This is a genomic window from Pseudomonas sp. P8_229 (genome assembly GCF_034008635.1).
Taxonomy (GTDB): domain Bacteria; phylum Pseudomonadota; class Gammaproteobacteria; order Pseudomonadales; family Pseudomonadaceae; genus Aquipseudomonas.
The window spans coordinates 1,879,708-1,905,131 of the sequence record NZ_CP125378.1; the positions used below are offsets into that span (position 1 = coordinate 1,879,708).

General features: G+C 60.4%; 25 protein-coding genes and 1 tRNA gene. 18 read left to right on the plus strand and 8 right to left on the minus strand.

What is annotated here, in order from left to right; translation table 11 throughout:
• Positions 1-4: 4 nt before the first annotated feature.
• The 8 genes from phrB to QMK55_RS08460 are packed head-to-tail and all read left to right on the plus strand — an operon-like array spanning position 5 to position 6,794.
• Entirely contained in the window at positions 5-1,450 is a 1,446-nt protein-coding gene (phrB, locus tag QMK55_RS08425; RefSeq protein WP_102356858.1) for a deoxyribodipyrimidine photo-lyase, read from the plus strand.
• Positions 1,443-1,865 carry a nuclear transport factor 2 family protein gene (locus QMK55_RS08430; protein ID WP_102356857.1) on the plus strand — a complete coding sequence of 141 codons (423 nt, stop codon included), beginning with the start codon at positions 1,443-1,445 and terminating at the stop codon, positions 1,863-1,865. The genes phrB and QMK55_RS08430 overlap by 8 nt, the downstream gene beginning before the upstream one ends.
• On the plus strand, positions 1,862-2,644 hold the full coding sequence (locus QMK55_RS08435) for an SDR family NAD(P)-dependent oxidoreductase (RefSeq protein ID WP_320329034.1): 783 nt from the start codon (positions 1,862-1,864) through the stop codon (positions 2,642-2,644). Before QMK55_RS08430 ends, QMK55_RS08435 begins: the two co-directional genes overlap by 4 nt.
• A complete protein-coding gene (locus QMK55_RS08440) occupies positions 2,641-3,888 on the plus strand; it encodes an NAD(P)/FAD-dependent oxidoreductase (protein ID WP_102356855.1) in 1,248 nt (415 codons plus the stop codon). Before QMK55_RS08435 ends, QMK55_RS08440 begins: the two co-directional genes overlap by 4 nt.
• Positions 3,885-4,700, plus strand: coding sequence for a DUF1365 domain-containing protein (locus QMK55_RS08445; protein WP_102356854.1), 816 nt, complete (start codon positions 3,885-3,887; stop codon positions 4,698-4,700). The genes QMK55_RS08440 and QMK55_RS08445 overlap by 4 nt, the downstream gene beginning before the upstream one ends.
• A complete protein-coding gene (locus QMK55_RS08450) occupies positions 4,687-5,952 on the plus strand; it encodes a cyclopropane-fatty-acyl-phospholipid synthase family protein (RefSeq protein WP_320329035.1) in 1,266 nt (421 codons plus the stop codon). Before QMK55_RS08445 ends, QMK55_RS08450 begins: the two co-directional genes overlap by 14 nt.
• Positions 5,945-6,436, plus strand: a complete 492-nt coding sequence (locus tag QMK55_RS08455) for a DUF2878 domain-containing protein (RefSeq protein ID WP_102356852.1) — start codon at positions 5,945-5,947, stop codon at positions 6,434-6,436. Before QMK55_RS08450 ends, QMK55_RS08455 begins: the two co-directional genes overlap by 8 nt.
• Positions 6,437-6,488: 52 nt before the next feature.
• The gene (locus tag QMK55_RS08460) at positions 6,489-6,794 is read left to right on the plus strand and encodes a YkgJ family cysteine cluster protein (RefSeq protein WP_025109343.1); all 306 of its coding nucleotides are present in this window, start codon (positions 6,489-6,491) and stop codon (positions 6,792-6,794) included.
• Positions 6,795-6,927: 133 nt separating this feature from the next.
• Here the strand turns inward: QMK55_RS08460 and QMK55_RS08465 are convergent, their stop codons facing one another.
• The 6 genes from QMK55_RS08465 to hemA form a co-directional block, all read right to left on the minus strand.
• Positions 6,928-7,446, minus strand: coding sequence for an acyloxyacyl hydrolase (locus QMK55_RS08465; RefSeq protein WP_102356851.1), 519 nt, complete (start codon positions 7,444-7,446; stop codon positions 6,928-6,930).
• 112 nt (positions 7,447-7,558) lie between these two features.
• On the minus strand, positions 7,559-8,350 hold the full coding sequence (gene murI, locus QMK55_RS08470; RefSeq protein WP_320329036.1) for a glutamate racemase: 792 nt from the start codon (positions 8,348-8,350) through the stop codon (positions 7,559-7,561).
• Entirely contained in the window at positions 8,343-9,098 is a 756-nt protein-coding gene (locus QMK55_RS08475) for a molybdopterin-synthase adenylyltransferase MoeB (RefSeq protein ID WP_320329037.1), read from the minus strand. Before QMK55_RS08475 ends, murI begins: the two co-directional genes overlap by 8 nt.
• Positions 9,092-9,922 carry a peptide chain release factor N(5)-glutamine methyltransferase gene (gene prmC, locus QMK55_RS08480; protein WP_102356848.1) on the minus strand — a complete coding sequence of 277 codons (831 nt, stop codon included), beginning with the start codon at positions 9,920-9,922 and terminating at the stop codon, positions 9,092-9,094. The genes QMK55_RS08475 and prmC overlap by 7 nt, the downstream gene beginning before the upstream one ends.
• Positions 9,923-11,005 carry a peptide chain release factor 1 gene (prfA, locus tag QMK55_RS08485; RefSeq protein WP_102356847.1) on the minus strand — a complete coding sequence of 361 codons (1,083 nt, stop codon included), beginning with the start codon at positions 11,003-11,005 and terminating at the stop codon, positions 9,923-9,925.
• Positions 11,002-12,288, minus strand: a complete 1,287-nt coding sequence (gene hemA, locus QMK55_RS08490) for a glutamyl-tRNA reductase (protein ID WP_102356846.1) — start codon at positions 12,286-12,288, stop codon at positions 11,002-11,004. Before hemA ends, prfA begins: the two co-directional genes overlap by 4 nt.
• Positions 12,289-12,470: 182 nt before the next feature.
• Between hemA and QMK55_RS08495 the strand changes: the two genes are divergently transcribed.
• The 8 genes from QMK55_RS08495 (at position 12,471) to ychF (ending at position 19,390) form a co-directional block, all read left to right on the plus strand.
• Complete coding sequence (locus tag QMK55_RS08495; protein ID WP_102356845.1) at positions 12,471-14,195, plus strand: tetratricopeptide repeat protein; 1,725 nt, start codon at positions 12,471-12,473, stop codon at positions 14,193-14,195.
• Between the two features lie 3 nt (positions 14,196-14,198).
• Positions 14,199-14,816 (plus strand): lipoprotein insertase outer membrane protein LolB, encoded by a 618-nt coding sequence (gene lolB / locus QMK55_RS08500; protein WP_102356844.1) that lies wholly within the window; start codon positions 14,199-14,201, stop codon positions 14,814-14,816.
• A gap of 2 nt (positions 14,817-14,818) precedes the next feature.
• Positions 14,819-15,670: a 4-(cytidine 5'-diphospho)-2-C-methyl-D-erythritol kinase gene (ispE, locus tag QMK55_RS08505; protein ID WP_102356843.1), complete on the plus strand. Its 852-nt coding sequence runs from the start codon at positions 14,819-14,821 to the stop codon at positions 15,668-15,670.
• Positions 15,671-15,706: 36 nt separating this feature from the next.
• Positions 15,707-15,781: transfer RNA gene (locus QMK55_RS08510), tRNA-Gln, on the plus strand.
• Between the two features lie 45 nt (positions 15,782-15,826).
• Complete coding sequence (locus tag QMK55_RS08515) at positions 15,827-16,768, plus strand: ribose-phosphate pyrophosphokinase (protein WP_003171603.1); 942 nt, start codon at positions 15,827-15,829, stop codon at positions 16,766-16,768.
• Between the two features lie 141 nt (positions 16,769-16,909).
• Positions 16,910-17,512: a 50S ribosomal protein L25/general stress protein Ctc gene (locus QMK55_RS08520; protein ID WP_102356842.1), complete on the plus strand. Its 603-nt coding sequence runs from the start codon at positions 16,910-16,912 to the stop codon at positions 17,510-17,512.
• Between the two features lie 170 nt (positions 17,513-17,682).
• The gene (pth, locus tag QMK55_RS08525) at positions 17,683-18,267 is read left to right on the plus strand and encodes an aminoacyl-tRNA hydrolase (RefSeq protein ID WP_102356841.1); all 585 of its coding nucleotides are present in this window, start codon (positions 17,683-17,685) and stop codon (positions 18,265-18,267) included.
• Positions 18,268-18,289: 22 nt separating this feature from the next.
• Positions 18,290-19,390, plus strand: coding sequence for a redox-regulated ATPase YchF (ychF, locus tag QMK55_RS08530; RefSeq protein WP_102356840.1), 1,101 nt, complete (start codon positions 18,290-18,292; stop codon positions 19,388-19,390).
• Positions 19,391-19,572: 182 nt separating this feature from the next.
• On the opposite strand, the gene QMK55_RS08535 is transcribed toward ychF, so the two are convergent.
• Positions 19,573-20,790 (minus strand): MFS transporter, encoded by a 1,218-nt coding sequence (locus QMK55_RS08535; protein WP_320329038.1) that lies wholly within the window; start codon positions 20,788-20,790, stop codon positions 19,573-19,575.
• A gap of 333 nt (positions 20,791-21,123) precedes the next feature.
• Between QMK55_RS08535 and QMK55_RS08540 the strand changes: the two genes are divergently transcribed.
• Positions 21,124-23,181, plus strand: a complete 2,058-nt coding sequence (locus QMK55_RS08540; RefSeq protein WP_320329039.1) for a methyl-accepting chemotaxis protein — start codon at positions 21,124-21,126, stop codon at positions 23,179-23,181.
• Here QMK55_RS08540 and QMK55_RS08545 read toward each other — a convergent pair.
• The gene (locus QMK55_RS08545; RefSeq protein WP_320329040.1) at positions 23,174-24,076 is read right to left on the minus strand and encodes a LysR substrate-binding domain-containing protein; all 903 of its coding nucleotides are present in this window, start codon (positions 24,074-24,076) and stop codon (positions 23,174-23,176) included. The two genes, QMK55_RS08540 and QMK55_RS08545, sit on opposite strands and share 8 nt — an antisense overlap.
• A gap of 226 nt (positions 24,077-24,302) precedes the next feature.
• Here QMK55_RS08545 and QMK55_RS08550 point away from each other — a divergent pair, with 226 nt between their 5' ends.
• Positions 24,303-25,421 (plus strand): ABC transporter ATP-binding protein, encoded by a 1,119-nt coding sequence (locus tag QMK55_RS08550; protein WP_320329041.1) that lies wholly within the window; start codon positions 24,303-24,305, stop codon positions 25,419-25,421.
• Positions 25,422-25,424 lie beyond the last annotated feature (3 nt).

The following is a 25,424-nucleotide window of genomic DNA, read 5'->3' on the forward strand; positions in this document are numbered from 1 at the left end:
CGCGATGCAACTGATCTGGCTGCGCAGCGACTTGCGCCAACATGACAACACCGCCCTCGCGGCCGCCGCAGCGCGCGGCCCCACGGTTGCCGTGTATCTGTTGAGCCCGCAGCAATGGCTGGAGCACGACGCCGCCGCGTGCAAGGTCGACTTCTGGCTGCGCAATCTGCGTGAACTGAGCGCCCGCCTCGGCGAGTTGAACATTCCGTTGCTGCTGCGCACCGCGGCCCATTGGGATCAGGCCCCGGCGGCGCTGCTCGAACTTTGCCGCCAACTGAACATCGAAGCCGTGCACGTCAACGAAGAATACGGCGTCCACGAAAGCCGTCGCGATGCAGCAGTCGCCCTGGCCCTGAAAACCAAAGGCATCACGTTTCAAAGTTATCTGGATCAACTGCTGTTCAAGCCCGGCACGGTACTGACCAAAACCGAGACTTACTTTCAGGTGTTCAGTCAGTTCCGCAAGGTCTGCTACGAGCGCCTGCACCGCTCAATGCCTGCGCTGGTAAAAGCACCCGGAAAACAGTCGAAACTGAACATCGACAGCGATCCGGTGCCCGAGTCGGTCGAAGGCTTTGCAACACCGAGCGCGTCATTGCGCGCCCTGTGGCCGGCCGGCGAGCAGGAAGCCCGGCGCCGCCTCGACACCTTCGCCGACGCGCAAATTGACTACTACCAGAGCGAACGCGACTTCCCGGCCAAGCCCGGTACCAGTCAACTCTCGGCCTATCTGGCCACAGGGGTGATCTCGCCGCGCCAATGCCTGCACGCCGCCCTGCAAAGCAATCAGGGCGAGTTCGACAGCGGCAAGGTCGGCGCGGTGACCTGGATCAACGAGCTGCTGTGGCGCGAGTTCTACAAGCACATTCTGGTCGGCTACCCACGGGTCTCGCGCAACCGTGCGTTTCGCCCGGAAACCGAGGCCCTGGCCTGGCGCGATGCGCCGGACGAGCTGGCAGCGTGGCAAGAGGCGCGCACCGGGTTGCCGATCATCGATGCGGCCATGCGCCAACTGCTGGAAACCGGCTGGATGCACAACCGCTTGCGGATGGTGGTGGCGATGTTCCTGACCAAAAACCTGCTGATCGACTGGCGCGAAGGCGAACGATTTTTCATGCAGCATCTGATCGACGGCGACCTGGCGGCGAACAACGGTGGCTGGCAGTGGAGTGCTTCGACCGGTACCGATTCGGCGCCGTACTTCCGCATTTTCAACCCGCTGAGCCAATCGGAAAAATTCGACAGAGAAGGCCTGTTCATCAAGCACTGGCTGCCTGAACTGGCCGATCTGAACAAAAAGGAAGTGCACAACCCGGCCAGTACCGGCGGGCTGTTCGGCGTCGCGGACTATCCGTCGCCGATCGTCAATCTCGGGGCTTCGCGCGAACGGGCGCTGGCGGCGTTCAAGAACCTGCCGTCGCGCTCGTCTATGGGAGAGGCCCATGAGTGAATTTCTGCGTCGCTTCGCTCGCCAGTTTGCCGAATTGAACAAAGGCAACCTGCAACGTCTGGGCGAGCTGTACAGCGATGACATTCACTTCACCGACCCGTTGCACGAAGTCCAGGGGCTGGCGCAACTGCAGCATTACTTCAGCGAGCTGTACGCCAACGTCAACGAGCTGCGCTTTGACTTCCACGGCTTCGACCAGATCGGTGACTGTGAAGGCTACCTGCGCTGGGTCATGAGTTACCGCCACCCGCGCCTGGCGGGTGGCCGATTGATTCGCGTCGCCGGGTGTTCGCACCTGCTGTGGCGCGACAAGGTCTATCGCCACCGGGATTATTTCGATGCCGGGGCCATGCTATATGAACATTTACCCGTATTGGGCCGGCTGATTGCCTGGCTGAAAAGGAGAATGGGATGAGTCGTACACCTCCACGGCGTTATTGGCTGACCGGTGCCAGCAGTGGCATCGGCGCAGCGCTGGCCGAAGAGATTCTGAAAAGCGGCGCGCAACTGGCCGTCAGCTCGCGTCAATTGGCACCGCTCAAGGTGCTGGCGCAACGTTATCCGGGGCAAGTGCTGGTGGTGGCGGGCGACCTGACTGACAGTCAGACCGTGCGCGAGATCGGCCAGCAGATCGAACAGGTCTGGGGCGCACTGGACAGTGTGATCCTCAATGCCGGCACCTGCGAATACGTCGATGCCCGGCAGTTCGACGCCTCGATCATCGAGCATGTGGTGCGTACCAACCTGCTCGCCAGCAGCTACTGCATCGAAGCCGCCCTGCCGTTACTGCGTAAAGGCACCACACCGCATCTGGTCGGAATGGCCAGTTCCGTGACCTACCTGCCGCTGCCACGGGCCGAGGCCTATGGCGCGTCGAAGGCCGGGCTGCGTTACCTGTTTGAATCGCTGCGCATTGATCTGGCCATCGAGGGCATGGATGTCACCATCATCAGCCCGGGTTTTGTCGAAACGCCACTGACGGCCAAGAACGACTTTCCGATGCCATTGAGCTGGCCTGTTGATAAAGCCGCGCGACACATCTTCACCCACCTCAAGCAACGACCGCTGGAAATCGCCTTTCCGGCACTGTTCATGGCTGCACTGTGGCCACTGTCGAAACTGCCGGCCCGCCTGCAACTGGCGATCGGCAAGCGCATGGTGCGCAGTAGCCCCCCCCTGCGCGACCCAACATGAGAATCGCCATTGTCGGCAGCGGGATCGCGGGCCTGACCTGCGCGTACCTGCTCAATCGCCGACATGACGTCACGGTGTTCGAGGCCAGCGACTGGGTCGGCGGCCACACGCACACCGTGCAGGTGACCGTCGATGGCCGCCAATACAGCGTGGACACCGGTTTCATCGTGTTCAACGACTGGACCTACCCGAACTTCATTCGTTTGCTCGGCCAGCTCGGGGTGTCGTTCAAACCGACCGAAATGAGCTTCTCGGTGACCGATCCGGACACGGGCCTGGAATACAACGGTAACAACCTCAACAGCCTGTTCGCCCAGCGTCGCAACCTGCTGTCGCCGGGGTTCTGGGGCATGTTGCGCGACATCCTGCGTTTCAATAAAGAAGCCCAGCGCGATCTCGCCGAACAACGGATCGCCGCCGACACCACGCTCGACGATTACCTCAAGGCCGGCGGTTACGGCGAACGCTTCATCCTGCATTACATCGTGCCCATGGGCTCGGCGATCTGGTCGATGCCGATGGCCGAGATGCTCAATTTCCCGCTGCAGTTCTTCGTGCGGTTCTTCAACAACCATGGCCTGTTGTCGGTCAGGGATCGCCCGCTATGGCAGGTGATCGAGGGTGGCTCCAGTGCCTACGTTGCGCCGTTGATCGCTGCGTTCAACGATAAGATCCGCCTCAGTTGCCCCGTGACCCGCATCGATCGCGACGAACACGGCGTGGTTATCCACAGCCCGGCCGGCATCGAGCGCTTCGACAAAGTAGTGCTCGCCTGCCACAGCGATCAGGCCCTGCCACTGCTGACCCGCCCCAGCCAGGTGGAACGGGCGATCCTCGGCGCCCTGCCCTACGCCGACAACGAAGTGGTGCTGCACACCGACACCCGCCTGCTGCCTTCGCGCAAACTGGCCTGGGCCAGTTGGAACTATCGCTTGAGTGGTGCCGGCCATACGCATGCCGCAGTCACCTACGACATGAACATCCTGCAGGGGATAGCGAGCGACACCACGTTCTGCGTCAGCCTCAATCAGAGCGCCGGCATCAACCCGTTCAAGGTGCTCGCCAAATACACCTACGCCCACCCGCAATTCAGCCTCGCGGCAGTCGCGGCGCAGAACCGCTGGGCCGAGCTGGACGGTCAGCAACACACCCATTACTGCGGCGCCTACTGGGCCAACGGCTTTCATGAGGACGGCGTGGTCAGCGCCTTGCGTGTGGCCGCCGCGTTCGGGGAAAGCTTATGAACAGCGCCCTGTACAGTGGCTGGATCGGCCATCGGCGCTTTGCGCCCAGACGCCATGAATTTCGTTACCGGATCGGTTTGCTGTACCTCGATCTGGCCGAACAGGACGCGGTGTTCGCACTGTCAGCGCTCGCCAGTCGCAGCCGCTTTGCGCCGTTTTCGTTTCGCGAAACCGACTACCTGAAAACCTTCACCGGCAGCGGCATGCGCTTGATCGATGCGGTGCGCCAGCAGGTCGGCGCCGCCCTTGGCCATGAGCCGCAAGGATCAGTCTGCCTGCTGACCCAACCGCGCAGCTGGGGTCTGGCGTTCAATCCGGTGAGCTTCTTCTATTGCCACGAGGCTGACGGGCAACTGGCGGCGATTCTCTGTGAAGTGACCAACACGCCGTGGCGCGAGCGTTATCACTACGTGCTGCCGGCGCGCGCACCGGTCGATCTGCAGGACTTTCACCAGCACTTCGCGGTGGCCAAGGCCTTTCATGTCTCGCCGTTCCTGCCGCGCGATCTTGAGTACCGCATGAGTTTCAGCCCGGCCGCGCAAACCCTCGGCGTGCACATGGCCGACTGGCAGGGCGAGCAAAAACTGTTCGACGCCACGCTGAACTTGCAGCGCAAGCCCCTCGATCGCCGCAGCCTGCACCGCTACTTGTGGCGCTTTCCATGGATGACCGCGAAAACCTGCCTGGCGATTTATTGGCAAGCCATGCGTCTGCTGCTCAAGCGTGCCCCGGTTTTTGCTCATCAGGCTGCCAACGGCAGCTTTCAAACCGCCACTGTGCCTCCCAAGGAGCACCACCATGAAATCCTCTAGCCTGTCAGTCAATCGCCTCAGTACCAACGGTTTGACCGGCTCGCTGCTGCGTCGCGGTGTGTTGCGCCAATTGGGGCAACTCAAATACGGCCAACTGCTGCTGATCGAGGACGGTGAGCAAACACTGTTCGGTACCCCGGGCAGTGCGGTGCTGGGCGAAATCCACATACAGGACCCGGCCACCTGGGGCATGGTCGCCAGCAACGGTTCGATCGGTGCAGGCGAGGCGTTTATCCACGGCTATTGGAGTTCGCCTGACCTGACCGCCGTGGTGCGGGTGTTCGTCAGCAATCTTGAAGTGCTGGACGCGATGGAAGGTGGACTGGCCCGCCTGGGTCGACCTTTCGTGCAAGGCCTGCACTGGCTCAACCGCAACACGCGCAAGGGTTCGCAGAAAAATATCGCCGCGCACTACGACTTGGGCAACGACCTGTTCGAACAGTTTCTCGACCCGACAATGATGTATTCGGCAGCGCAGTTCCTCACCGCCGAAGACAGTCTGGAACAGGCACAACTGAACAAGCTGGAACGGATCTGCCAGAAGCTCGCGCTCAAGCCCACCGATCATCTGCTGGAGATCGGCACAGGCTGGGGCAGCATGGCGCTTTACGCCGCGCAGCATTACGGTTGCCATGTAACCACCACAACACTGTCGAAAGAGCAGTACGCGTTTACCGCCCAGCGCATCGAGGCATTGGGACTACAGGATCGGGTGACGCTGCTGCTCAAGGACTACCGCGACCTCACCGGCGAATACGACAAACTGGTGTCGATCGAGATGATCGAAGCAGTCGGCCACCGCTTTCTGCCGACTTACTTCAAGCAATGCGCGCACCTGCTCAAGAGCAACGGCCTGATGCTGTTGCAGGCGATCACCATCCGCGAGCAGCGCTATGAACAGGCCCGGCGCGGCGTCGACTTCATCCAGCGCTATATCTTCCCCGGCGGCGCCCTGCCCTGTGTGCAGAAGATGCTCGAGATCGTCAGCCGCGACACCGACATGAACCTGCTGCACATGGAAGACTTCGGCCTGCACTACGCCCGCACCCTGCGCCTGTGGCACGAGAATTTTCGCCGCGCCCATGGGCACTTGAGCGAGCTGGGGTACGACGATTACTTCCTGCGGTTGTGGGAGTTTTACCTGTGTTACTGCGAAGGCGGGTTCCTGGAGCGCACCATCGGCACCGCGCAATTGCTTCTGGCTAAACCTGCGGCGATGCCGGCACCGCTGCTGGGACGCTTCGATGCTTGAGCGGCTCTGCAACGCGGTGCTGTTCCAGATCGGATGGCTGGCCTGCGTGCTCGGTGGCAACAGTCTGTGGTTGCTGTTGGCACTGGCGGTACTGGTGATCCATCTGGGCTGGATCAGCAGTTGGGCGGCGGAAGGTCGCCTGGTCCTCAGCGTGGTGATTGTCGGTACGGCGGTGGACAGCGTACTGCGTGCTGCCGGGGTATTCGAGTTCCAGGATCTGTCGCCACTGATTCCGCTGTGGCTGATGCTGCTCTGGGCCTTGCTCGCCACCACATTGCGCCACTGCCTGCAATGGAGCGCCCGGCCATGGTGGCTGGCCAGCGCACTCGGTGCAGTGGGCGGCGCCGTGTCCTATTGCGGTGGCGGACGTTTGGCCGGAGTGCAATTTCCCTACGGCGAACTGCCGACCCTGATCGGCATCGGCCTGCTGTGGGCGCTGCTGTTTCCGTTGCTGCATGCCATGGCGCGACGTCTGAGCCACTGAGCGTCTGTCAGGCCTTTCACACAGTCACTGGCCACTGCCTTACACTGCGCCCATGAAAACCATTCCCCATCGGCAAATTGCCGAACCAGCGGTCACCTGCTCGACCTGCGCCGCCTGTTGCTGTCAGCTCGAAGTGATGTTGATCACCGACACCGGCGTGCCTGAGCGTTTTATCGATACCGATGAGTGGGGCGGTGAAGTGATGTTGCGTCTGGACGACGGCTGGTGCGCAGCGCTGGATCGCGACAGCATGATGTGCACGATCTATGAGAAACGCCCGCTGATCTGCCGCGAATTCGAGATGGGCGCGCCGGAATGCATTGAAGAACGCAAAGGCATTGCCACGGCGTATCGCTGAACTTTCCAACACCACAAAACAACTGTGGGAGCGGGCTTGCTCGCGAAAGCGGTGGGTCAATCAACTCACATGTCGACTGATACACCGCTTTCGCGAGCAAGCCCGCTCCCACAGGGATCTAAGCAATCTGCGCTTACAGCGGCATCGAGTAATGCAGCGAGTAGCTCTCTACTCCGTCGTTGTTACTCGACATACCCGCGTTGGAATAGTGAGTCGCGCGGATCCCCACTTCATGCCCGCCGTTAAAGCGCAAGCCGAAGCCGAAACGGTCTTCGAACTGAAAGGCCTGGCCGATCTTGTTGCCTTCATACTCGGTGTTGGAGAACACCGCGGCACCAATCCCCGCCTCGACATACGGTTTGACCGACTGGCCGGCAAACTCGTAAACCAACACCGGCGAGAACGACAGGCTGTTATTGCTGGAGGTCTTGTCACCTTCCCAATAAGTGTAGGCACCGCTCCAGTAACCGGTCAGACGCCCGACGTCGCTTTGCAGCCAGCTCTTGTCCCAATCGAAATTCATCCCCAGGCGATACGTCATCGTCGAATCGCTGGTCGCCCCCACTGCAAACTCAACGTTTGCCGCTTGTGCAGTAAAACTTTGCCCCATCAATGCAGCCGCAATCGCGGCCAAGCAGAATAGTCGCTTCACGTTGAAACTTCCTTTTCCGGAACGATCGTTTGGTTTTCTAGGTGACTCAGCCGTATAGAAATCGGCGCTTGAGCAGAAGTTCAGCTGACTTTTTAGATATTTCACGCTTTTTTTACAAGGTGAATTTTTCAACGTCGCCGGCAACCTGGTCCAGCAGGGGCAGGGTCTTGCGAAAGGACTCGGGATCGGCACTGGTCCAGAATCTGACCGGGCGGTTCGGCCCCTCGGCGAGCAGTTCGCGCTCGGCCAGCAGCCGATGCAGTTGTCGTGCTACGGCCGCGCCTGTGTCGATCAGGCTGATGCTCTCGGGGATCATCGTCTTGAGCATCGGCTTGAGAAACGGATAGTGGGTGCAGCCGAGGATGATCGTGTCGCAACCGTTGGCCAACAGCGGATCGACATAGTGCTTGAGCAATGCACGCAACTCGGTACTGTGCAGATCGCCGCTCTCAATCAGCTCAACCAGACCGGGGCACGGCTGGGTGATGACTTGAACATCGGTGGCGAAACGGTCGAGCAATGCGGCGAACTTGGCGCTCTGCAACGTGCCGGTGGTGGCGAGTACGCCGACCACACCGCTACGGGTCGCGGCAGCGGCGGGTTTGACCGCCGGCTCCATGCCGACGATCGGCCATTGAGGAAAGTCCCGGCGCAGATCGGCAACCGCAGCCACCGTGGCGGTATTGCAGGCGATCACCAGGGCCTTGGCGCCCTGCTCACGGAAAAAACCGGCCATCACACTGCAGCGCTGGCGAATGAATTCCGGGGTTTTCTCACCGTAGGGAATGTGTCCGCAATCGGCGAAATACAGCAGTGACTCATGGGGTAGCAAACGCTGGATCTCGGCCAATACCGACAAGCCGCCGACGCCGGAGTCGAACACCGCGATCGGTGCCTCACGCATGCTGCGAACCACAGACGCTGCAACCCGGGTCACGCTTGACCCGCAGTTCACGGAAGCGCGAACCCAAAGCATCGATCAACAGCAAGCGGCCCACCAGTGGCTCGCCGAAACCGACCAGCACTTTCAACGCCTCAAGCGCTTGAAGACTGCCAACCAGACCCACCAGCGGCCCGACCACACCGGCTTCGCTGCAGGTCAGCTCGGCCTCGCTGCCGTGCCCGTACAGGCAGTGGTAGCACGGACTTTCCGGGCGGCGCGGGTCGAACACCGACAACTGCCCTTCCAGGCGAATCGCCGCGCCGCTGACCAGCGGTTTGCGCGCAGCCACGCAGGCGGCATTGACCGCTTCGCGGGTAGAGAAATTGTCGGAGCAGTCGAGCACCAGGTCCACCGCGGCCACGGCGGCGGCCAGCGTGTCTTCGTCCAGCGCCTGACGATGGGCAACCAGTTGAATCTCGGGATTGATCGCGCCCAGGCGCTTGAGCGCCGAGTCGACCTTGCTCATGCCGACGCTGTCGGTGTCATGGATGATCTGGCGTTGCAGGTTGGTCAGGTCGACCGTGTCGAAATCCGCCAGATGCAGCTCACCGACCCCCGCCGCCGCCAGATACAACGCGACCGGCGCGCCGAGACCGCCGAGGCCGACGATCAGCACGCGGCTGTCCTTGAGCTTCAGTTGCCCATCGATATCGATGTGTTGCAGCAGAATCTGCCGGCTGTAGCGCAGCAATTCCTGATCATTCAGCACGGCAGGCGCCCCAGGCTGATCCGTTGATGGCCGCCCAGATCGGTGCGGCTGTGGACTTCTTCGAAACCGCTGGTCAACAACAGATCACGCACGGCCTCGGCTTGATCATAGCCGTGTTCGAGCATCAGCCAGCCACCGGCTTCAAGATGATCCGGAGCCTGGGCGACGATCAGGCGCAGATCGTCGAGCCCGTCGATACCGGCCACCAGCGCACTGGCTGGTTCGAAGCGCACGTCGCCCTCGACCAGATGTGGGTCGGCGGCGGCAATGTAAGGCGGGTTGCTGATGATCAGATTGAAGCGCTGGCCTTCGAGGGCGCTGAACCAGTGGCTGCTCAGCACCGTGGCGTTGCTCAGGTTCAAGCGCTGGCGATTGCGTTCGGCCAGGGCCACGGCTTCCAGCACGCGATCAACCGCGGTGACCTTCCACGCCGGGCGCTCGCTGGCCAGGGCCAGGGCAATCGCACCGCTGCCGGTACCCAGATCGAGAACTTTCGCCGGATTTGCTGCCAGCAGCTCCAGCGCGGCCTCTACCAGTAATTCGGTGTCCGGACGCGGAATCAACGTGTGCGGCGCCACTTCCAGATCCAGCTTCCAGAAGCCCTGCTGACCGAGAATGTAGGCCACCGGCTCACCGCTGCGACGCCGTTGCAGGTACTCGGTAAAAATCAGCACCGCTTCGCTGGGCACGATGCGCTCGGGCCAGGTGTGCAGGAAGCTGCGCGGTTTGCCCAGTGCCGCCGCGAGGAGTAATTCGACATCCAGACGCGCCGTGGGCGAATCCGGCAGTTCGGCAGCGCGTAACAGACTGGCAATGATGGTCATTTATTCACCTATCGCTGCAAGTTGGTCAGCCTGGTATTCGGCCAGCAAAGGCTCGATCACCGCTTCAACGCCACCGGCGAGAATTTCATCAAGGGAGTACAGGGTCAGGTTGACGCGGTGGTCAGTGACCCGGCCCTGGGCAAAGTTGTAAGTGCGGATACGCTCGGAGCGATCACCGGAGCCGACCAGCAGCTTGCGTTCACTGGCAATGGCATTGGCCGCTGCGGCGGTCTGCTGATCGTTGAGCTTGGCCGACAACCAGGCCATCGCCCGCGCCCGGTTCTTGTGCTGGGAACGCTCTTCCTGACACTCGACGACGGTGCCGGTCGGTATGTGCGTGATGCGGATCGCCGAGTCGGTGGTGTTGACGTGCTGACCACCGGCCCCGGAGGAGCGGAACGTGTCGACACGCAGATCCGCCGGGTTGATCTCGATGGCTTCGCGCTCGTCGGGCTCGGGCAACACCGCCACGGTGCAGGCCGAGGTGTGGATACGGCCCTGGGATTCGGTGGCGGGTACGCGCTGTACGCGGTGCGCGCCGGATTCGAATTTCAGCTTGCCGTAAACGTTGTCGCCTTCGATGCGGGCGATGACTTCTTTATAGCCGCCGTGTTCGCCTTCGTTTTCCGAGAGGATCTCGACACGCCATCCACGGCGCTCGGCGTAACGCGAGTACATGCGGAACAGGTCGCCGGAGAAGATCGCCGCCTCGTCGCCACCGGTGCCGGCGCGGATTTCGAGGAACACGTTACGACCGTCATTGGGATCCTTGGGCAGCAACATGCGTTGCAGGTCGCCTTCCAAAGTGATCAGCAATTCCTTGGCTTCACGGACTTCTTCCACGGCCATTTCACGCATGTCCGGGTCGCTGTCCTTGAGCAGCGCCTGCGCGCCCTCAAGATCGCTTTGTACGCCGAGCAGCTTTTTATAGGCGTGCACGACCGGCTCGAGTTCAGCGTATTCCTTGGAATAGGCGCGGAATTTGGCCTGATCGGCAATGACTTCGCCGTCGCCGAGCAGCGCGGTCAGTTCCTCGAAACGGTCCTGGAGGATGTCCAGCTTGTTGAGCAGTGACGCTTTCATTGCGGTTTTTTATCCGAAAAACTATCCGGTGAGCCCTCGAGGGCAAAGAGTTCCTGGGCCATGGCCAGCGCATCGAGGCGGCCTTCGGCAGAAAGCTTTTTCAATTGCACGCTGGGCGCATGCAACAGTTTATTGGTCAGGCCGCGGGCCAGTTGCCCGAGCACATCTTCGGCGTTGCCGCCGTTGGCCAGCAGACGCAGGGCCTTTTGCAGCTCTTCGTCGCGCAGGCGTTCGCTCTGTTGCCGGTAGGCCTTGAGCACATCGACCGCCGCCAGTTCGCGCAGGCGCACCATGAAATCGTCGGCGCCAACCGAGACCATCTCTTCCGCCGCCTGTGCTGCGCCCTGCCGGCTCTTGAGGTTTTCGGCGACCACTTCGTGGAGATCGTCGACGCTGTAGAGGTAAACGTCGTCGAGTTCGCCGACTTCTGGCTCAATGTCTCGCGGTACGGCGATGTCGACCATGAAAATCGGTTTGTGCTTGCGCTGCTTCAGCGCACTTTCGACCGCGCCCTTGCCGAGGATCGGTAATTGGCTGGCGGTCGAGCTGATCACGATATCGCTGCGCACCAGCTCCGCCGGGATGTCCGAAAGCAGCACCGCATGCGCGCCGAACTGCTCGGCCAGCAGGCTGGCGCGTTCCAGCGTACGGTTGGCAACCACGATGCGCTTGACCCCGAGCTCGTGCAAATGACGGGCAACCAGGGTGATGGTCTCGCCGGCACCGATCAGCAGGGCCTGACTGCGTTGCAGATCGCTGAAAATCTGTTTGGCCAGGCTGACGGCGGCAAACGCCACGGACACCGGGTTTTCGCCGATGGCGGTGTCGGTGCGCACCTGCTTGGCAGCATTGAACGTCGCTTGAAACAGGCGTCCCAGCAGCGGGCCGATAGTGCCGGCCTCGCGGGCCACGGCGTAGGCCGATTTCATCTGGCCGAGAATCTGCGGTTCGCCCAAGACCAGCGAGTCGAGCCCGGAGGCGACACGCATCATGTGACGAACTGCCGCATCATCTTCGTGCACATAAGCACTCGCGCGCAGCTCATCGAGGCTTAAATGGTGATAATCGGCCAGCCAGCGCAGCACGATATCCGCCGACAACTGATCCTGCTCTATATAAAGCTCACTGCGATTGCAGGTGGAAAGGATCGCAGCTTCGCGGCTGTCGGTCAGTCGGCAGAGCTGCTGCAAGGCTTCCACCAGCTGCTCAGGGGTAAAGGCCACGCGCTCGCGGACGTCTACTGAAGCAGTCTTGTGGTTAATACCGAGTGCAAGGAAGGCCATTCAAGGTCGCTGATGGTGACGTGAAGCCGGCAATTGTCCTACTTCGTCAGATCCAGAACAACTACCGCTGACTATTGTCCCAATTGTCGGCCACTATAAAGGTCACATTCGAGACTCGGTTATGTTTGGCCGAAGGCTTGTGTCATGATGATCCGACCGCAGGTTAGTCGTCCTCTTCCTATATGAATAGATCTTCCGCGTTGCTCCTTGCTTTTGTCTTCCTCAGCGGCTGCCAGGCCTTGGCCCCCGTTTCGCCGGACGGTACCCCGCCGGTCGAAGACACCGCGTCCCCGCCTGAAAAACCCAAGGTTTACAGCTCGTTCAGCGAAGAAACCGTTTTCAGCCTGTTGAGCGCCGAACTCGCCGGCCAGCGCAATCGCTTCGACATTGCCCTGGACAACTACGTGACCCAGGCCATCAACACCCAGGACCCGGGGGTTTCCGAGCGCGCGTTCCGCATCGCCGAATACCTGGGCGCCGACCAGCCTGCGCTGGATACCGCGCTGATCTGGGCGAAAAACGCCCCGGACGACCTCGAAGCGCAACGCGCCGCCGCCGTGCAACTGGCGCGTGCCGGGCGTTATGACGACTCCATGGTTTATATGGAGAAAGTCCTGCAGGGCAAGGGGGACACCCATTTCGACTTCCTCGCGCTGTCGGCAGCCGACACCGACCAGGAAACCCGCAACGGTCTGATGAAAAGCTTTGACCGTCTGCTGCAGCGTCACCCGAAGAACAGCCAGCTGATTTTCGGCAAGGCCCTGCTCCTGCAACAGGATGGCGACAATAAAGCCGCACTGACCCTGCTCGAAGACAACCCGCCGGAAGAAGGCGAGATCGCCCCGATTCTGCTGCGTGCCCGTCTGCTGCAAACCATGAATCGTGGCGACGAAGCCCTGCCGTTGTTGCAGAAAAGCATCAAGAAATACCCGGACGACAAGCGCCTGCGCCTGACCTATGCGCGCACGCTGGTTGAACAGGACCGGATGGACGACGCCAAGGTCGAGTTTTCCACCCTGGTTCAGCAATACCCGGAAGACGATGAGCTACGCTACTCGCTGGCGCTGGTGTGCCTGGAAGCCAAGGCCTGGGACGAGGCCAAGGGCTACCTGGAAGACCTGATCGCCCGGGAAAGCCACGTTGATTCGGCGCATCTGAACCTCGGCCGCATCGCCGAAGAGCGCAACGACCCGCAGGGCGCGCTGATCGAATACGCGCAGGTCGGCCCGGGCAATGACTATCTGCCGGCGCAACTACGTCAGGCCGATATCCTGATGAACAATGGCAAGACCGCCGAAGCACAAAGCAAACTGGCGGCCGAGCGCGATGCGCAACCGGATTACGCGATCCAGTTGTACCTGATCGAATCCGAAACCCTGTCGGCCAACAAACACGACGACAAGGCCTGGAAAGTACTGCAGCAAGCCCTGCTGCAATACCCGGATGACCTGAATCTGCTCTACACCCGGGCCATGCTCGCGGAAAAGCGCAATGACCTGGCCCAGATGGAAAAAGACCTGCGCCTGATCATCAAGCGCGATCCGGACAACGCCATGGCGCTCAACGCGCTGGGTTACACGCTTTCTGATCGCACCACCCGCTACGCAGAAGCCAAAGACCTGATCGAACAGGCACACCGGATCAACCCGGAAGACCCTGCCGTGCTCGACAGTCTCGGCTGGGTGAACTTCCGCATGGGTAACCTGGACGACGCCGAGAAATATCTGCGTCAGGCGCTGGAGCGTTTCCCTGACCACGAAGTCGCCGCGCACCTGGGCGAAGTCCTGTGGACCAAGGGCAATCAGCGTGAAGCCAAGCAAATCTGGGGCAAGTTCCTCAAGGACCAGCCCGACAGCACCATCCTGCGCAGCACCATCAAGCGCCTGACCGGATCCGAGACTCTCTAACTCATGTTTTTGCGCCACGTTATTGTTTTCAGCTTCATCGCCCTGCTCGCCGGTTGCGCGGGCTTCGGCGCTCGCGAATCGGTCGAGGGCCACGGCAGTCCGGCTCAATGGGCCGCGAACAAACAACAGCTGACCGGCCTCGACGGCTGGCAGATCGACGGCAAGATCGGCATCCGCGCGCCGAAAGATTCCGGTAGCGGCACGCTGTTCTGGCTGCAGCGTCAGGACTATTACGACATTCGTCTGTCCGGCCCGCTGGGTCGTGGCGCGGCGCGACTGACCGGGCGTCCGGGCAAGGTCTCGCTGGAAGTCGCCAATCAGGGCCGCTATGACTCCGACTCACCGGAAGCGCTGCTCGAAGAGCAACTCGGCTGGAAACTGCCGGTATCGAATCTGGCCTGGTGGGTCCGTGGCCTGCCTGCGCCAAGCAGCAAAAGCCGCCTGACCCTCGATAACGACAGTCGCCTGGCCAATCTGGAACAGGATGGCTGGAAGGTCGAGTACCTCAGCTACGCCGAGCAAAACGGTTACTGGCTGCCCGAGCGGATCAAACTGCACGGCACCGACCTGGACGTGACGCTGGTGATCAAGACCTGGCAACCGCGCAAACTGGGGCAATAAGCATGAGCGCTCCACGCCTGACGCTGCCGTCGCCAGCCAAGCTCAATCTGATGCTGCACATTCTCGGTCGCCGTGAAGATGGCTATCACGAATTGCAGACGTTGTTTCAGTTCGTCGATTACGGCGACGAAATCACGTTCGCCGTGCGCGATGACGGCGTGATTCAGCTGCACACCGAGTTCGCCGGTGTACCGCATGACAGCAATCTGATCGTGCGCGCGGCAAAAATACTCCAGGCACAATCCGGCTGCACCCTCGGCATCGACATCTGGATCGACAAGGTTTTGCCCATGGGCGGCGGCATCGGTGGCGGCAGCTCCAACGCGGCCACCACCCTGCTCGGTCTCAATCACCTGTGGCAACTGGGCTGGGATGAAGATCGCCTGGCTGCACTGGGCCTGGCGCTGGGTGCCGACGTCCCGGTTTTCGTCCGTGGCCACGCGGCATTTGCCGAAGGCGTGGGCGAGAAACTGACCCCGGTCGACCCCGAAGAACCGTGGTATCTGGTGCTCGTACCGCAAGTCTCTGTAAGTACGGCAGAAATTTTTTCCGATCCTTTGTTGACACGTAACACGCCGCCCATTAAAGTGCGCCCCGTTCCCGAGGGAAACAGTCGAAATGACTGTTTGCCGGTGGTTGCAAGGCGTTATCCAGAGGTACGTAACGCATTGGATTTGTTAGGTAAATTTACCGAAGCAAAACTCACCGGAACTGGAAGTTGTGTGTTTGGGGGCTTCCCAAGCAAAGCTGAAGCTGATAAAGTCTCGGCCCTTCTGACAGAGACCCTTACAGGGTTTGTAGCGAAAGGAAGCAACATTTCGATGTTGCACCGCAAGCTGCAAAGTCTGCTCTAAAGGAACCAAGTGCTCGGCACTTGATGCAACAGATACAGGGGCGTCGCCAAGCGGTAAGGCAGCAGGTTTTGATCCTGCCATGCGTTGGTTCGAATCCAGCCGCCCCTGCCATTTTCTATACTCATCCAGGTTACCCTCAGCCTCTAGGTACTGCGCGTGTCCAAGATGATGGTCTTTACGGGGAACGCTAACCCCGATCTGGCTCGGCGTGTTGTACGTCAGCTGCATATCCCTCTCGGTGACATCTCTGTCGGTAAGTTCTCCGACGGCGAAATTACTGCCGAGATCAATGAAAACGTTCGCGGTAAAGACGTTTTCATTATTCAGCCGACTTGCGCTCCGACCAACGATAACCTGATGGAACTGGTAGTGATGGCTGATGCCTTCCGCCGCTCCTCGGCTACTCGTATCACTGCTGTTATTCCTTATTTTGGTTATGCCCGTCAGGATCGCCGTCCGCGTTCCGCACGTGTGGCTATCAGCGCGAAAGTCGTCGCTGACATGCTTACCGTAGTCGGCATCGACCGTGTTCTCACGGTTGATCTGCATGCTGACCAGATTCAGGGCTTCTTCGATATTCCGGTAGATAACATCTACGGCTCCCCGGTTCTGGTGGATGACATTGAAGATCAGCGCTTCGAAAACCTGATGATCGTGTCCCCGGACATTGGTGGCGTCGTGCGTGCACGGGCCGTTGCCAAATCCCTGGGCGTGGATCTCGGGATCATCGACAAACGCCGTGAGAAAGCCAATCACTCTGAAGTGATGCATATCATCGGTGATGTCGAAGGGCGTACCTGCATTCTGGTCGATGACATGGTCGATACCGCCGGCACTCTGTGCCACGCGGCCAAGGCCCTGAAAGAGCATGGCGCAGCCAAGGTCTTTGCCTACTGCACACACCCTGTGCTGTCGGGTCGGGCCATCGAGAATATCGAAAATTCCGTGCTGGACGAGCTGGTGGTGACCAACACCATCCCGCTGTCCGCTGCAGCACAAGCCTGTGCACGTATCCGTCAACTGGATATCGCACCGGTTGTTGCCGAAGCGGTTCGCCGCATCAGCAATGAAGAATCGATCAGCGCGATGTTCCGTTAAGGGCCCTGCCCTTCTCGAAATGTCTCGTTGACGAAAAGCGCCCCGCCCCGGCATTCCTGCCGGGGCGGGGCTTTTTTGCCCATACCGTGTTTGGCGCTGGTCGCAAACGCCACCCGGTCATGGCTATTTTGGAGATACAAAATGAACGATTTTACTCTGAATGCTGAAGTGCGTTCCGACCTGGGGAAAGGTGCGAGCCGCCGCCTGCGTCGTATCGCCGCCCTGGTTCCAGCTGTTGTTTACGGTGGCGAAAAAGCCCCTGAATCCATCAGCATGCTGGCCAAGGAAGTTGCCAAACTGCTCGAAAACGAAGCGGCTTACAGCCACATCATCGAGCTGAACGTTGGTGGCACCAAGCAAAACGTAATCATCAAAGCTCTGCAGCGTCACCCGGCCAAAGGCCACGTGATGCACGCTGACTTCGTACGCGTTGTAGCTGGCCAGAAACTGACCGCTATCGTTCCTGTGCACTTCATCAACGAAGCTGCTCCAGTGAAGAAAGGCGGCGAGATTTCGCACGTTGTTGCTGAAATCGAAGTGACCTGCCTGCCGAAAGATCTGCCTGAGTTCATCGAAGTCGACCTGGCTAACGCTGAAATCGGTTCGATCATTCACCTGTCGGACCTCAAAGCTCCTAAAGGCGTTGAGTTCGTTGCTCTGGCACACGGCGATGACAAGGCTGTTGCCAACGTCCACGCTCCACGTGTTGCTCCAGAAGCTACCGAAGAAGGCGCAGCAGAGTAATTCACTCTGTAACGCCTGAGTGATCAGTAACATCGCGGACTGGAACGTAGCGAGAAAGCGGGCGAGAACGCGGAGTTTACATTCATGGTAAATGAGCAATTTTCGTCCACTTTCGCCGCTTTCCCTGATCGCGGCGATGTTACTCACCACTCAAAGGAAGGGCCCCTATCGTGACTGCCATCAAACTGATCGTTGGCCTGGGAAATCCAGGCGCCGAATACGACCAGACCCGGCATAACGCAGGGGCCCTTTTTGTTGAGCGCATCGCAGCCGCGCAAGGTGTCAACCTTGTGGCCGATCGCAAATATTTCGGCCTGACCGGACGCTATTCGCATCAGGGTCAGGATGTTCGTCTGCTGATTCCCACCACCTACATGAACCGCAGCGGCCAGGCCGTGGCGGCACTCGCCGGTTTCTTCCGCATCACGCCTGAAGAAATCCTCGTGGCGCATGACGAACTCGACTTGCCTCCGGGCGTTGCCAAGCTCAAGCAGGGCGGCGGCCATGGCGGTCACAACGGGTTGCGCGACATCATCGCGCAACTGGGTAATCAGAATACGTTCTACCGCCTGCGGCTTGGCATCGGCCACCCGGGCGTCGCCAGTATGGTTTCAAATTTCGTCCTGGGTCGTGCGCCACGCGCCGAACAGGAAAAACTCGATGCCAGCATCGACTTTGCCCTCGGCGTGCTGCCGGATATCCTCGCCGGTGAATGGAACCGCGCGATGAAAAACCTGCACAGCCAGAAGGCCTGACTCTACTCCGAGGGGACACACCATGGGATTCAATTGCGGCATCGTCGGCCTGCCTAACGTCGGCAAGTCCACCCTGTTCAACGCCCTGACCAAATCCGGTATCGCGGCCGAGAACTTCCCCTTCTGCACCATCGAGCCGAACAGCGGCATCGTGCCGATGCCGGATCCGCGCCTGGACGCTCTGGCGGCCATCGTCAATCCGAAGCGCATCCTGCCGACCACCATGGAATTCGTCGACATCGCAGGCCTGGTAGCCGGCGCCTCGAAAGGTGAAGGTCTGGGCAACAAGTTCCTCGCCAACATCCGTGAAACCGATGCCATCGCTCATGTGGTGCGCTGCTTTGAAGACGAAAACGTGATCCACGTTTCCAACAGCGTCGATCCGAAGCGCGACATCGAAATCATCGACCTGGAACTGATCTTCGCCGACCTCGACAGCTGCGAGAAGCAACTGCAGAAAGTCGCGCGTAACGCCAAGGGCGGTGACAAGGACGCCGTGGTTCAGAAAGCTCTGCTGGAGCAACTGATCGCGCACTTCACCGAAGGCAAGCCTGCGCGCAGCCTGATGAAGAACATGAGCGCTGACGAAAAGGCAGTGATCAAGGGCTTCCACCTGCTGACCACCAAACCGGTCATGTACATCGCCAACGTCGCTGAAGACGGTTTCGAGAACAACCCGCACCTGGACGTGGTTCGCGCCATCGCCGAAGAAGAAGGCGCCATGGTGGTTCCGGTCTGCAACAAGATCGAAGCAGAAATCGCCGAACTCGATGACGGTGAAGAGAAGGACATGTTCCTCGAGGCCCTGGGCCTGGAAGAGCCTGGCCTGAACCGCGTAATCCGCGCTGGCTACGAAATGCTGCACTTGCAGACCTACTTCACCGCCGGTGTCGAAGAAGTCCGCGCCTGGACCGTCAAAGTCGGTGCCACCGCACCTCAGGCTGCCGGCGTGATCCACACCGACTTCGAGAAAGGCTTCATCCGCGCCGAAGTGATCGCCTACAACGACTTCATCCAGTACAAGGGCGAAGCCGGTACCAAAGAAGCCGGTAAATGGCGTCTGGAAGGCAAGGATTACATCGTCAAGGACGGCGACGTGATGCACTTCCGCTTCAACGTGTAAGCGACACGCCCAAGAAAAAGCCGCGTTTGATACGCGGCTTTTTTGTGCCTGAAATTTATGGCCCAACACATTCCCCCTGTAGGAGTGAGCCTGCTCGCGATAGCGGTGTGTCTGTCGAATCAACTGTAACAGACACTCCGCTATCGCGAGCAGGCTCACTACTACAATGGGTAATGTGTGAATCAGGCCTTTTTGGCGCGCGGCAAGAAAATTGCCAACACACCAAACAACGGCAGGAACGAGCACAGGAAATACACATACTCAATCCCGTGCACATCCGCCAGATGACCCAGCAATGCCGCGCCAATCCCGCCGAAACCAAACATCAAACCGAAGAACACCCCGGCAATCATCCCGACATTGCCCGGCACCAATTCCTGCGCGTACACCACAATCGCCGAGAACGCCGAGGCGAGGATGAAGCCGATCACCACGCTGAGAACAGTGGTCCAGAACAGATCGACGTGAGGCATCAGCAGCGTGAACGGCGCCACACCAAGGATCGAGAACCAGATCACTGCCTTACGCCCGATCTTGTCGCCAATCGGCCCGCCGAAGAACGTCCCCGCCGCCACCGCGCCCAAGAACAGGAACAGGTGCAGCTGCGAACTGGCCACCGACAGGTCGAACTTCTCGATCAGGTAAAACGTGAAGTAACTGGTGAGGCTGGCCATGTAGAAATACTTCGAGAACACCAACAGCCCCAGCACCACTAGCGCACTGGTCACCCTGCCCTTCGACAACCCATGAGTCGCCGCCTGACCGGCCTTGAGTTTGAACAGGTTCAGGTGATGGGCATACCAGCGGCTGATGCGGTACAGCACGAACAGTGCAAACACCGCGAACAGACCGAACCACGCCACGTTGCCCTGACCAAACGGAATGATGATCGCCGCCGCCAGCAACGGGCCGAACGCGGAACCGGCGTTACCGCCGACCTGGAAGGTCGATTGCGCCAGACCAAAGCGTCCGCCCGAGGCCAGCCGCGCAATCCGTGATGCCTCTGGGTGAAAGGTCGAGGAGCCGATACCGATCAGCGCCGCAGCCAACAGAATCAACGGGAAACTGCCGACCACCGACATCATCACGATGCCGATCAGCGTGCAAATCGAACCGGCCGGCAACAGCCACGGTTTCGGATGGCGGTCGGTGTGATAACCGACCCACGGCTGCAACAGCGAAGCGGTCAACTGGAAGGTCAGGGTGATCAGGCCGACCTGAGTGAAACTCAGGCCATAGTTGGCCTTGAGCATAGGGTAGATCGACGGCAGCACCGACTGAATCAGGTCGTTGATCAAATGCGCCAGCGCCACGGCGCCGATGATACGCATCACCAGTGGGCTGCTTTGCGGAGCAGCGGGCGCCGAGGCAGCGGCGGTCTGAGCGTTGCTGATAGCCATGGAAGTTTCCGTACAGCAGATGGATGCACGCGGGCAGGTGCGCCAATGTGCCATTTTTCAGTGCGCCAGCGCCATCCCCTTAGCCAGCTAACTAACTGACTGATCGTCGTGCACCAGGTGATAGCGCAACGCCATGGTCTGAATCTTGCCTTGCTTCTCCCCTTGAACGCGGGCGCCTTACAAAGGCGACCGACAATGGGAAGTTTCGCTACAGAGCCGGCCTACAGAGCGGGCGAGAGTGAACTTTCGAGGCCTTTTAGCAGGGCACAACATCAAGGTCGCCAGACCGCGATGCACGCCATTGGTGCGTGGTGTCCAGAGGAGTCATGGGGCATGCAGGCTTTCCTTTCACCGGGGATCAAATTGCTGGGGCGGTTTGGCTTCGCAGGTAAATTCCAGTTGTTGTTTCTGCTGTTCATTCTGCCGTTGGCCGGCAGCCTGTTGATGATCGGCCAGGACTATCGCGACAAGCTCAATCTGATTTCCGGCGAACGTGCCGGCGTACGTCAGTTGCTCGCGCTGGATGCGCTGGACAACCTGCTCGCCGCGCAACGTGACCGTGCCGCCCGTTGGCGCGCCACCGAAACCAATCGCCAACCGACGCCGGCCACGCTCGCCGCCATGGGCGCGTTCGACGCCGTGCAACCGGCCGTGCAGCAAGCCACCACAGATTTGGGCAACGCGTTGAAAAACGAAGGTGCAGAAGGCGAAACCCTAGGCCGCTATCAAGCGCTGCAAACCGCACTCAACGGCCTGGACTCGAAAAGCCTCAGCGGCGTCGGTTGGTGGCCGGACGGTTACGACCGTTTCACCAACGCCCTCAGCGCCCTGCAAGCGTTGCGCGAGCAGATCGTCATGGACAATCGCCTGACCCTCGCGCCGTGGCTGGAAACTTATCTGCTGACGCAGATTTCCACGCAGCACGCGCCGGACCTGATCGAACGGGTCGGCCGCCTCGCTGCGGTCGGTCAGGCTTCGGTCGTCTCTGGCCAATTTACCCTGCAAAGCCGTTTGCAGTTGCGCGATCTGCGCAGCCGTATCGGCGATGCCCGCGAGCAACTGGTCAAAACCGCCACGCTGCTCGAAGCACGCCTGCCGAAAGATCAGCAGAGCTGGGCCAGCCAATACCATGACAGCCTGAAACGCCTCGACAGCGGACTGAAGGTGCTCGACGACGGCGTGTTCGGCGGCAGCATCACGCTCAAGCCGGACGACTTCGAACGCAACCTCGATGCCCTGTTGACCGACCTTGCCGCCCTGCGCCAGCAATCGCTGGTGTCACTGGACCAACGACTCGACGCCTACCACAGCTCGGCGATCCGTCAGTTCATCATCGTCGCGGCAATCTTCGGCGGCCTGTTGCTGGCGGCGCTGTATTTGTTCGTCTGCCTGCAAGCCTCGATCCGCCGCAGCGCCAGCGGCATCACGTTACTTGCTGAAGCCCTGCGCGACGGCAATCTCAGCCTGCAAGTGCCGGTGTCGGGCCGCGATGAACTGGCGGCGATCAGCACCGCACTCAACGTCGCCGTGGTGCAATTACGCATGAGCATGCTCGGCGTCGATCACGAGACCTCGCAGTTGAGCCATGCCGTGCGCAGCCTCAACCAACACTCCAGCGGCGCTCTCGGCGAAGTCGAAGCGCAACAGTTACAGATCAGCCAGATCGCCGCAGCCGCCACGCAATTGGCCGCGACCTCGCAAGGCGTGGCGCAAAGCTGCGAACAGGCCTCCGGCAGCGCTCAGCACACCCGACGCATCGCCGCCGACAGCAGCCGCGACAGCCAACGCACTACGGCGAGTATTCAGCAGCTCAATCAACGCTTGAACGACACCGCAGCCGCACTCGGCCGAGTCAGCGAGCAAGGCCAGCAGATTCAATTGGTCGTCGACACCATTCGCGGTGTCGCCGAGCAAACCAATCTGCTCGCGCTCAATGCGGCCATCGAAGCCGCGCGAGCCGGTGAACAAGGTCGCGGGTTTGCCGTAGTGGCGGACGAAGTGCGCAGCCTGTCGCAACGCACGCAATCGTCGACCGCGCAGATCGCTGGCACGGTCGACAGCCTGCGCGCCACAGTCAACGAAGCCGTGAGTTTGATGGAAGCTGCCTGCGGCCAGGCGCAAACCGATGCCGAGTCGGTCACCGGTCTCGGTGAACGCCTGGGCGAAATCGCCAGCGCCGTGCAGAGCGTCACCGACACCCTCGCGCAGATCGCCACGGCGGTTGAAGAACAGGCAAGCACCGCCGATGAAGTCAGCAGCAATATCCAGCAAGTCGATCAAGCCGCCGTACGTTTGCTTGAAGGCGCACGCGCAGTGAATCTTGCCGCAGACACCCTGAGCCAAGGCAGCAAGGCGCTGAGTGACAACACCGCGCGTTTTCGCCTCAGTTGATGATTGCCTCGGGGAAGTCCGTTTCCAGTTCGGCCTTGAGCCATTGAATGAACCACGCCACATCCGCCGAGAGCTCGGCGGACGGCGTCAGCACCCGATAGCTCTCCAGCTTCACCTGAGCGTCGACGGCGCGCACCAGTTTGCCGCTGGCGAGTTCATGGCGCACCAGCACCTCGTTGGCCAGCGCAATGCCCTGCCCGCTCTCGGCGACGGACAGCGCGTGGTCATTGTTGACGTAAAGCATGTCGGAACTGAGGTGGATATCGAGGTCGTGGGAGGCGAACCACAGGTTCCACCATTCGCCGTCATCGACGTGGATCAGTTCGTGGCTGATCAGATCGGCCGGGCTGTTGATCGGTGCAATGCTGGCCAGATACGCCGGCGTGCAAATCGGGAAAACTCGCGGGCAAATCAGCGCCTCCCGTGAGTCGGCATATTGCCCATCGAGGCCGTAAACGATACCGAGATCGGCGCTCTTGCCATCCACTTCGGTGAAGGTGGAATTCGGCTCGATCGCCAGTTTCAATCCCGGGCGCAGATGCCTCAGCGCTTCGATCCGTGGCATCAACCAGCGCTTGGCGAACCCCGGCACCACCATGATCCGCAGCCAGCGCTCGGCATCTTTCGGCTGCGCTTCTTTGCCGGCTTCAATGATCAACTGCAACGCGGCACTGATCTTGCGGTGATACTTCTGCCCCGCCGGCGTCAGGTTGACCCCGCGCGAGGTGCGCTCGAACAATTGAATGCCCAACCACTCCTCAAGCAATTTCACATGGCGACCAATCGCAGGCTGGGTCACGTGCAGGGCTTTCGAGGCTTCGACGTAGCTGCCCAAACGGGCGGCGGCATCAAAGGCACGCACCGCGTTGAGCGGCGGCAAACGGTGGTCGGGCATGATTCCTGGCACCTTCGGCTGTTAAATTAACTAACACCTGCCATGTTTAAATTGAAGTGTCGCACCGCGCAAGCCCTGGCTGATAATCGAGCCACAGCAGAACAATAAAACAGCTGGTTTCACCCCCGAACGCAATCTCGATCCTGCCCAAAAAAATAATATCCATGGCCCGACGACCACGCTTTGCAAAGCGAGTCGCAGGCGATGGGGGAATCGGAGGTAACGCATGAATGCCCTGCATTCGCTGCAAACGCTGGCGGTCTCGATCCGCTCAGTGCGCAAGGTTTACGGTGATCCGCAGACCGGTCCGGTGGCGCTGAAAAGCATCGACCTGGATATCCGCGACAACGAATTCTTCACCCTTCTCGGCCCTTCCGGCTGCGGCAAGACCACGCTGCTACGGATGATCGCCGGTTTCGAATTTCCCACCGAAGGCGAGATTCTTCTCTACGGCGAAAACATCGCTGACCGCCCGCCATTCCAGCGTCCAGTCAACACGGTGTTCCAGCATTACGCGCTGTTCCCGCACATGACCATCGCCGAGAACCTGGCCTTCGGCCTCGAATCGCATCCGATGGGCAAAGTCCTGACCAAGGCGCAAATCGCCGAACGAGTGCGCGAGATGCTCGCGCTGGTGCAAATGGAGCGTTTCGCCAACCGCAAACCGGCGCAACTTTCTGGGGGCCAGCAACAACGTGTCGCCCTCGCCCGCGCTTTGGCACCGCATCCGAAAGTGCTGCTGCTCGATGAACCGCTGTCGGCACTCGATCTCAAGCTGCGCCAGGCGATGCGCGAAGAATTGAAAACCATCCAGGCGAAAACCGGCATCACCTTCATCTTCGTCACTCACGACCAGGAAGAAGCACTGACGATGTCCGACCGCATCGCCGTACTTTCCGAAGGCGAAGTGCAGCAGGTCGGACGCCCGGAAGATATCTACGAACGCCCGCGCAATCGCTTCGTTGCCGACTTCATCGGCGAAACCAATTTCATCGAAGGCACCGTCACTCGTGTGGAGGACGGTTTGGCGTGGTTCGCCGGGCCGGCGGCTCATCCACTGCCGGCGCAACCGTGCAGCGACGTGGCAGTCGGCGCCAGCGTGACCTTGTCGGTACGCCCCGAGCGCCTGCATCTGCTGCCGGCCAACGGCGAAAACGCGCTGCCGTGCCGGATCGAAGCGCAGATTTATCTGGGCACCGACCTGCAATATCAGGTCAGCCTCAGCGACGGTTCGCGCCTCACCGTGCGTACGCCCAATTGCGTCGACCAGAGCCTGCGCTTTGCCGTCGGCTCCCAGGCCGGTCTGTTGTTCGACCGTGGAAGCGCCAGCGTTCTGCACGATTGAGCC

Excerpts from the sequence above, each read along its gene's own strand:
- phrB (WP_102356858.1), top strand. The coding sequence starts at position 5 with ATGCAACTGATCTGGCTGCGCAGCGACTTGCGCCAACATGACAACACC.
- QMK55_RS08430 (WP_102356857.1), top strand. The coding sequence starts at position 1,443 with ATGAGTGAATTTCTGCGTCGCTTCGCTCGCCAGTTTGCCGAATTGAAC.
- QMK55_RS08435 (WP_320329034.1), top strand. The coding sequence starts at position 1,862 with ATGAGTCGTACACCTCCACGGCGTTATTGGCTGACCGGTGCCAGCAGT.
- QMK55_RS08440 (WP_102356855.1), top strand. The coding sequence starts at position 2,641 with ATGAGAATCGCCATTGTCGGCAGCGGGATCGCGGGCCTGACCTGCGCG.
- QMK55_RS08445 (WP_102356854.1), top strand. The coding sequence starts at position 3,885 with ATGAACAGCGCCCTGTACAGTGGCTGGATCGGCCATCGGCGCTTTGCG.
- QMK55_RS08450 (WP_320329035.1), top strand. The coding sequence starts at position 4,687 with ATGAAATCCTCTAGCCTGTCAGTCAATCGCCTCAGTACCAACGGTTTG.
- QMK55_RS08455 (WP_102356852.1), top strand. The coding sequence starts at position 5,945 with ATGCTTGAGCGGCTCTGCAACGCGGTGCTGTTCCAGATCGGATGGCTG.
- QMK55_RS08460 (WP_025109343.1), top strand. The coding sequence starts at position 6,489 with ATGAAAACCATTCCCCATCGGCAAATTGCCGAACCAGCGGTCACCTGC.
- murI (WP_320329036.1), bottom strand. The coding sequence starts at position 8,350 with ATGCGTGAGGCACCGATCGCGGTGTTCGACTCCGGCGTCGGCGGCTTG.
- prmC (WP_102356848.1), bottom strand. The coding sequence starts at position 9,922 with ATGACCATCATTGCCAGTCTGTTACGCGCTGCCGAACTGCCGGATTCG.
- prfA (WP_102356847.1), bottom strand. The coding sequence starts at position 11,005 with ATGAAAGCGTCACTGCTCAACAAGCTGGACATCCTCCAGGACCGTTTC.
- hemA (WP_102356846.1), bottom strand. The coding sequence starts at position 12,288 with ATGGCCTTCCTTGCACTCGGTATTAACCACAAGACTGCTTCAGTAGAC.
- QMK55_RS08495 (WP_102356845.1), top strand. The coding sequence starts at position 12,471 with ATGAATAGATCTTCCGCGTTGCTCCTTGCTTTTGTCTTCCTCAGCGGC.
- lolB (WP_102356844.1), top strand. The coding sequence starts at position 14,199 with ATGTTTTTGCGCCACGTTATTGTTTTCAGCTTCATCGCCCTGCTCGCC.
- ispE (WP_102356843.1), top strand. The coding sequence starts at position 14,819 with ATGAGCGCTCCACGCCTGACGCTGCCGTCGCCAGCCAAGCTCAATCTG.
- QMK55_RS08520 (WP_102356842.1), top strand. The coding sequence starts at position 16,910 with ATGAACGATTTTACTCTGAATGCTGAAGTGCGTTCCGACCTGGGGAAA.
- ychF (WP_102356840.1), top strand. The coding sequence starts at position 18,290 with ATGGGATTCAATTGCGGCATCGTCGGCCTGCCTAACGTCGGCAAGTCC.
- QMK55_RS08535 (WP_320329038.1), bottom strand. The coding sequence starts at position 20,790 with ATGGCTATCAGCAACGCTCAGACCGCCGCTGCCTCGGCGCCCGCTGCT.
- QMK55_RS08540 (WP_320329039.1), top strand. The coding sequence starts at position 21,124 with ATGCAGGCTTTCCTTTCACCGGGGATCAAATTGCTGGGGCGGTTTGGC.
- QMK55_RS08545 (WP_320329040.1), bottom strand. The coding sequence starts at position 24,076 with ATGCCCGACCACCGTTTGCCGCCGCTCAACGCGGTGCGTGCCTTTGAT.
- QMK55_RS08550 (WP_320329041.1), top strand. The coding sequence starts at position 24,303 with ATGAATGCCCTGCATTCGCTGCAAACGCTGGCGGTCTCGATCCGCTCA.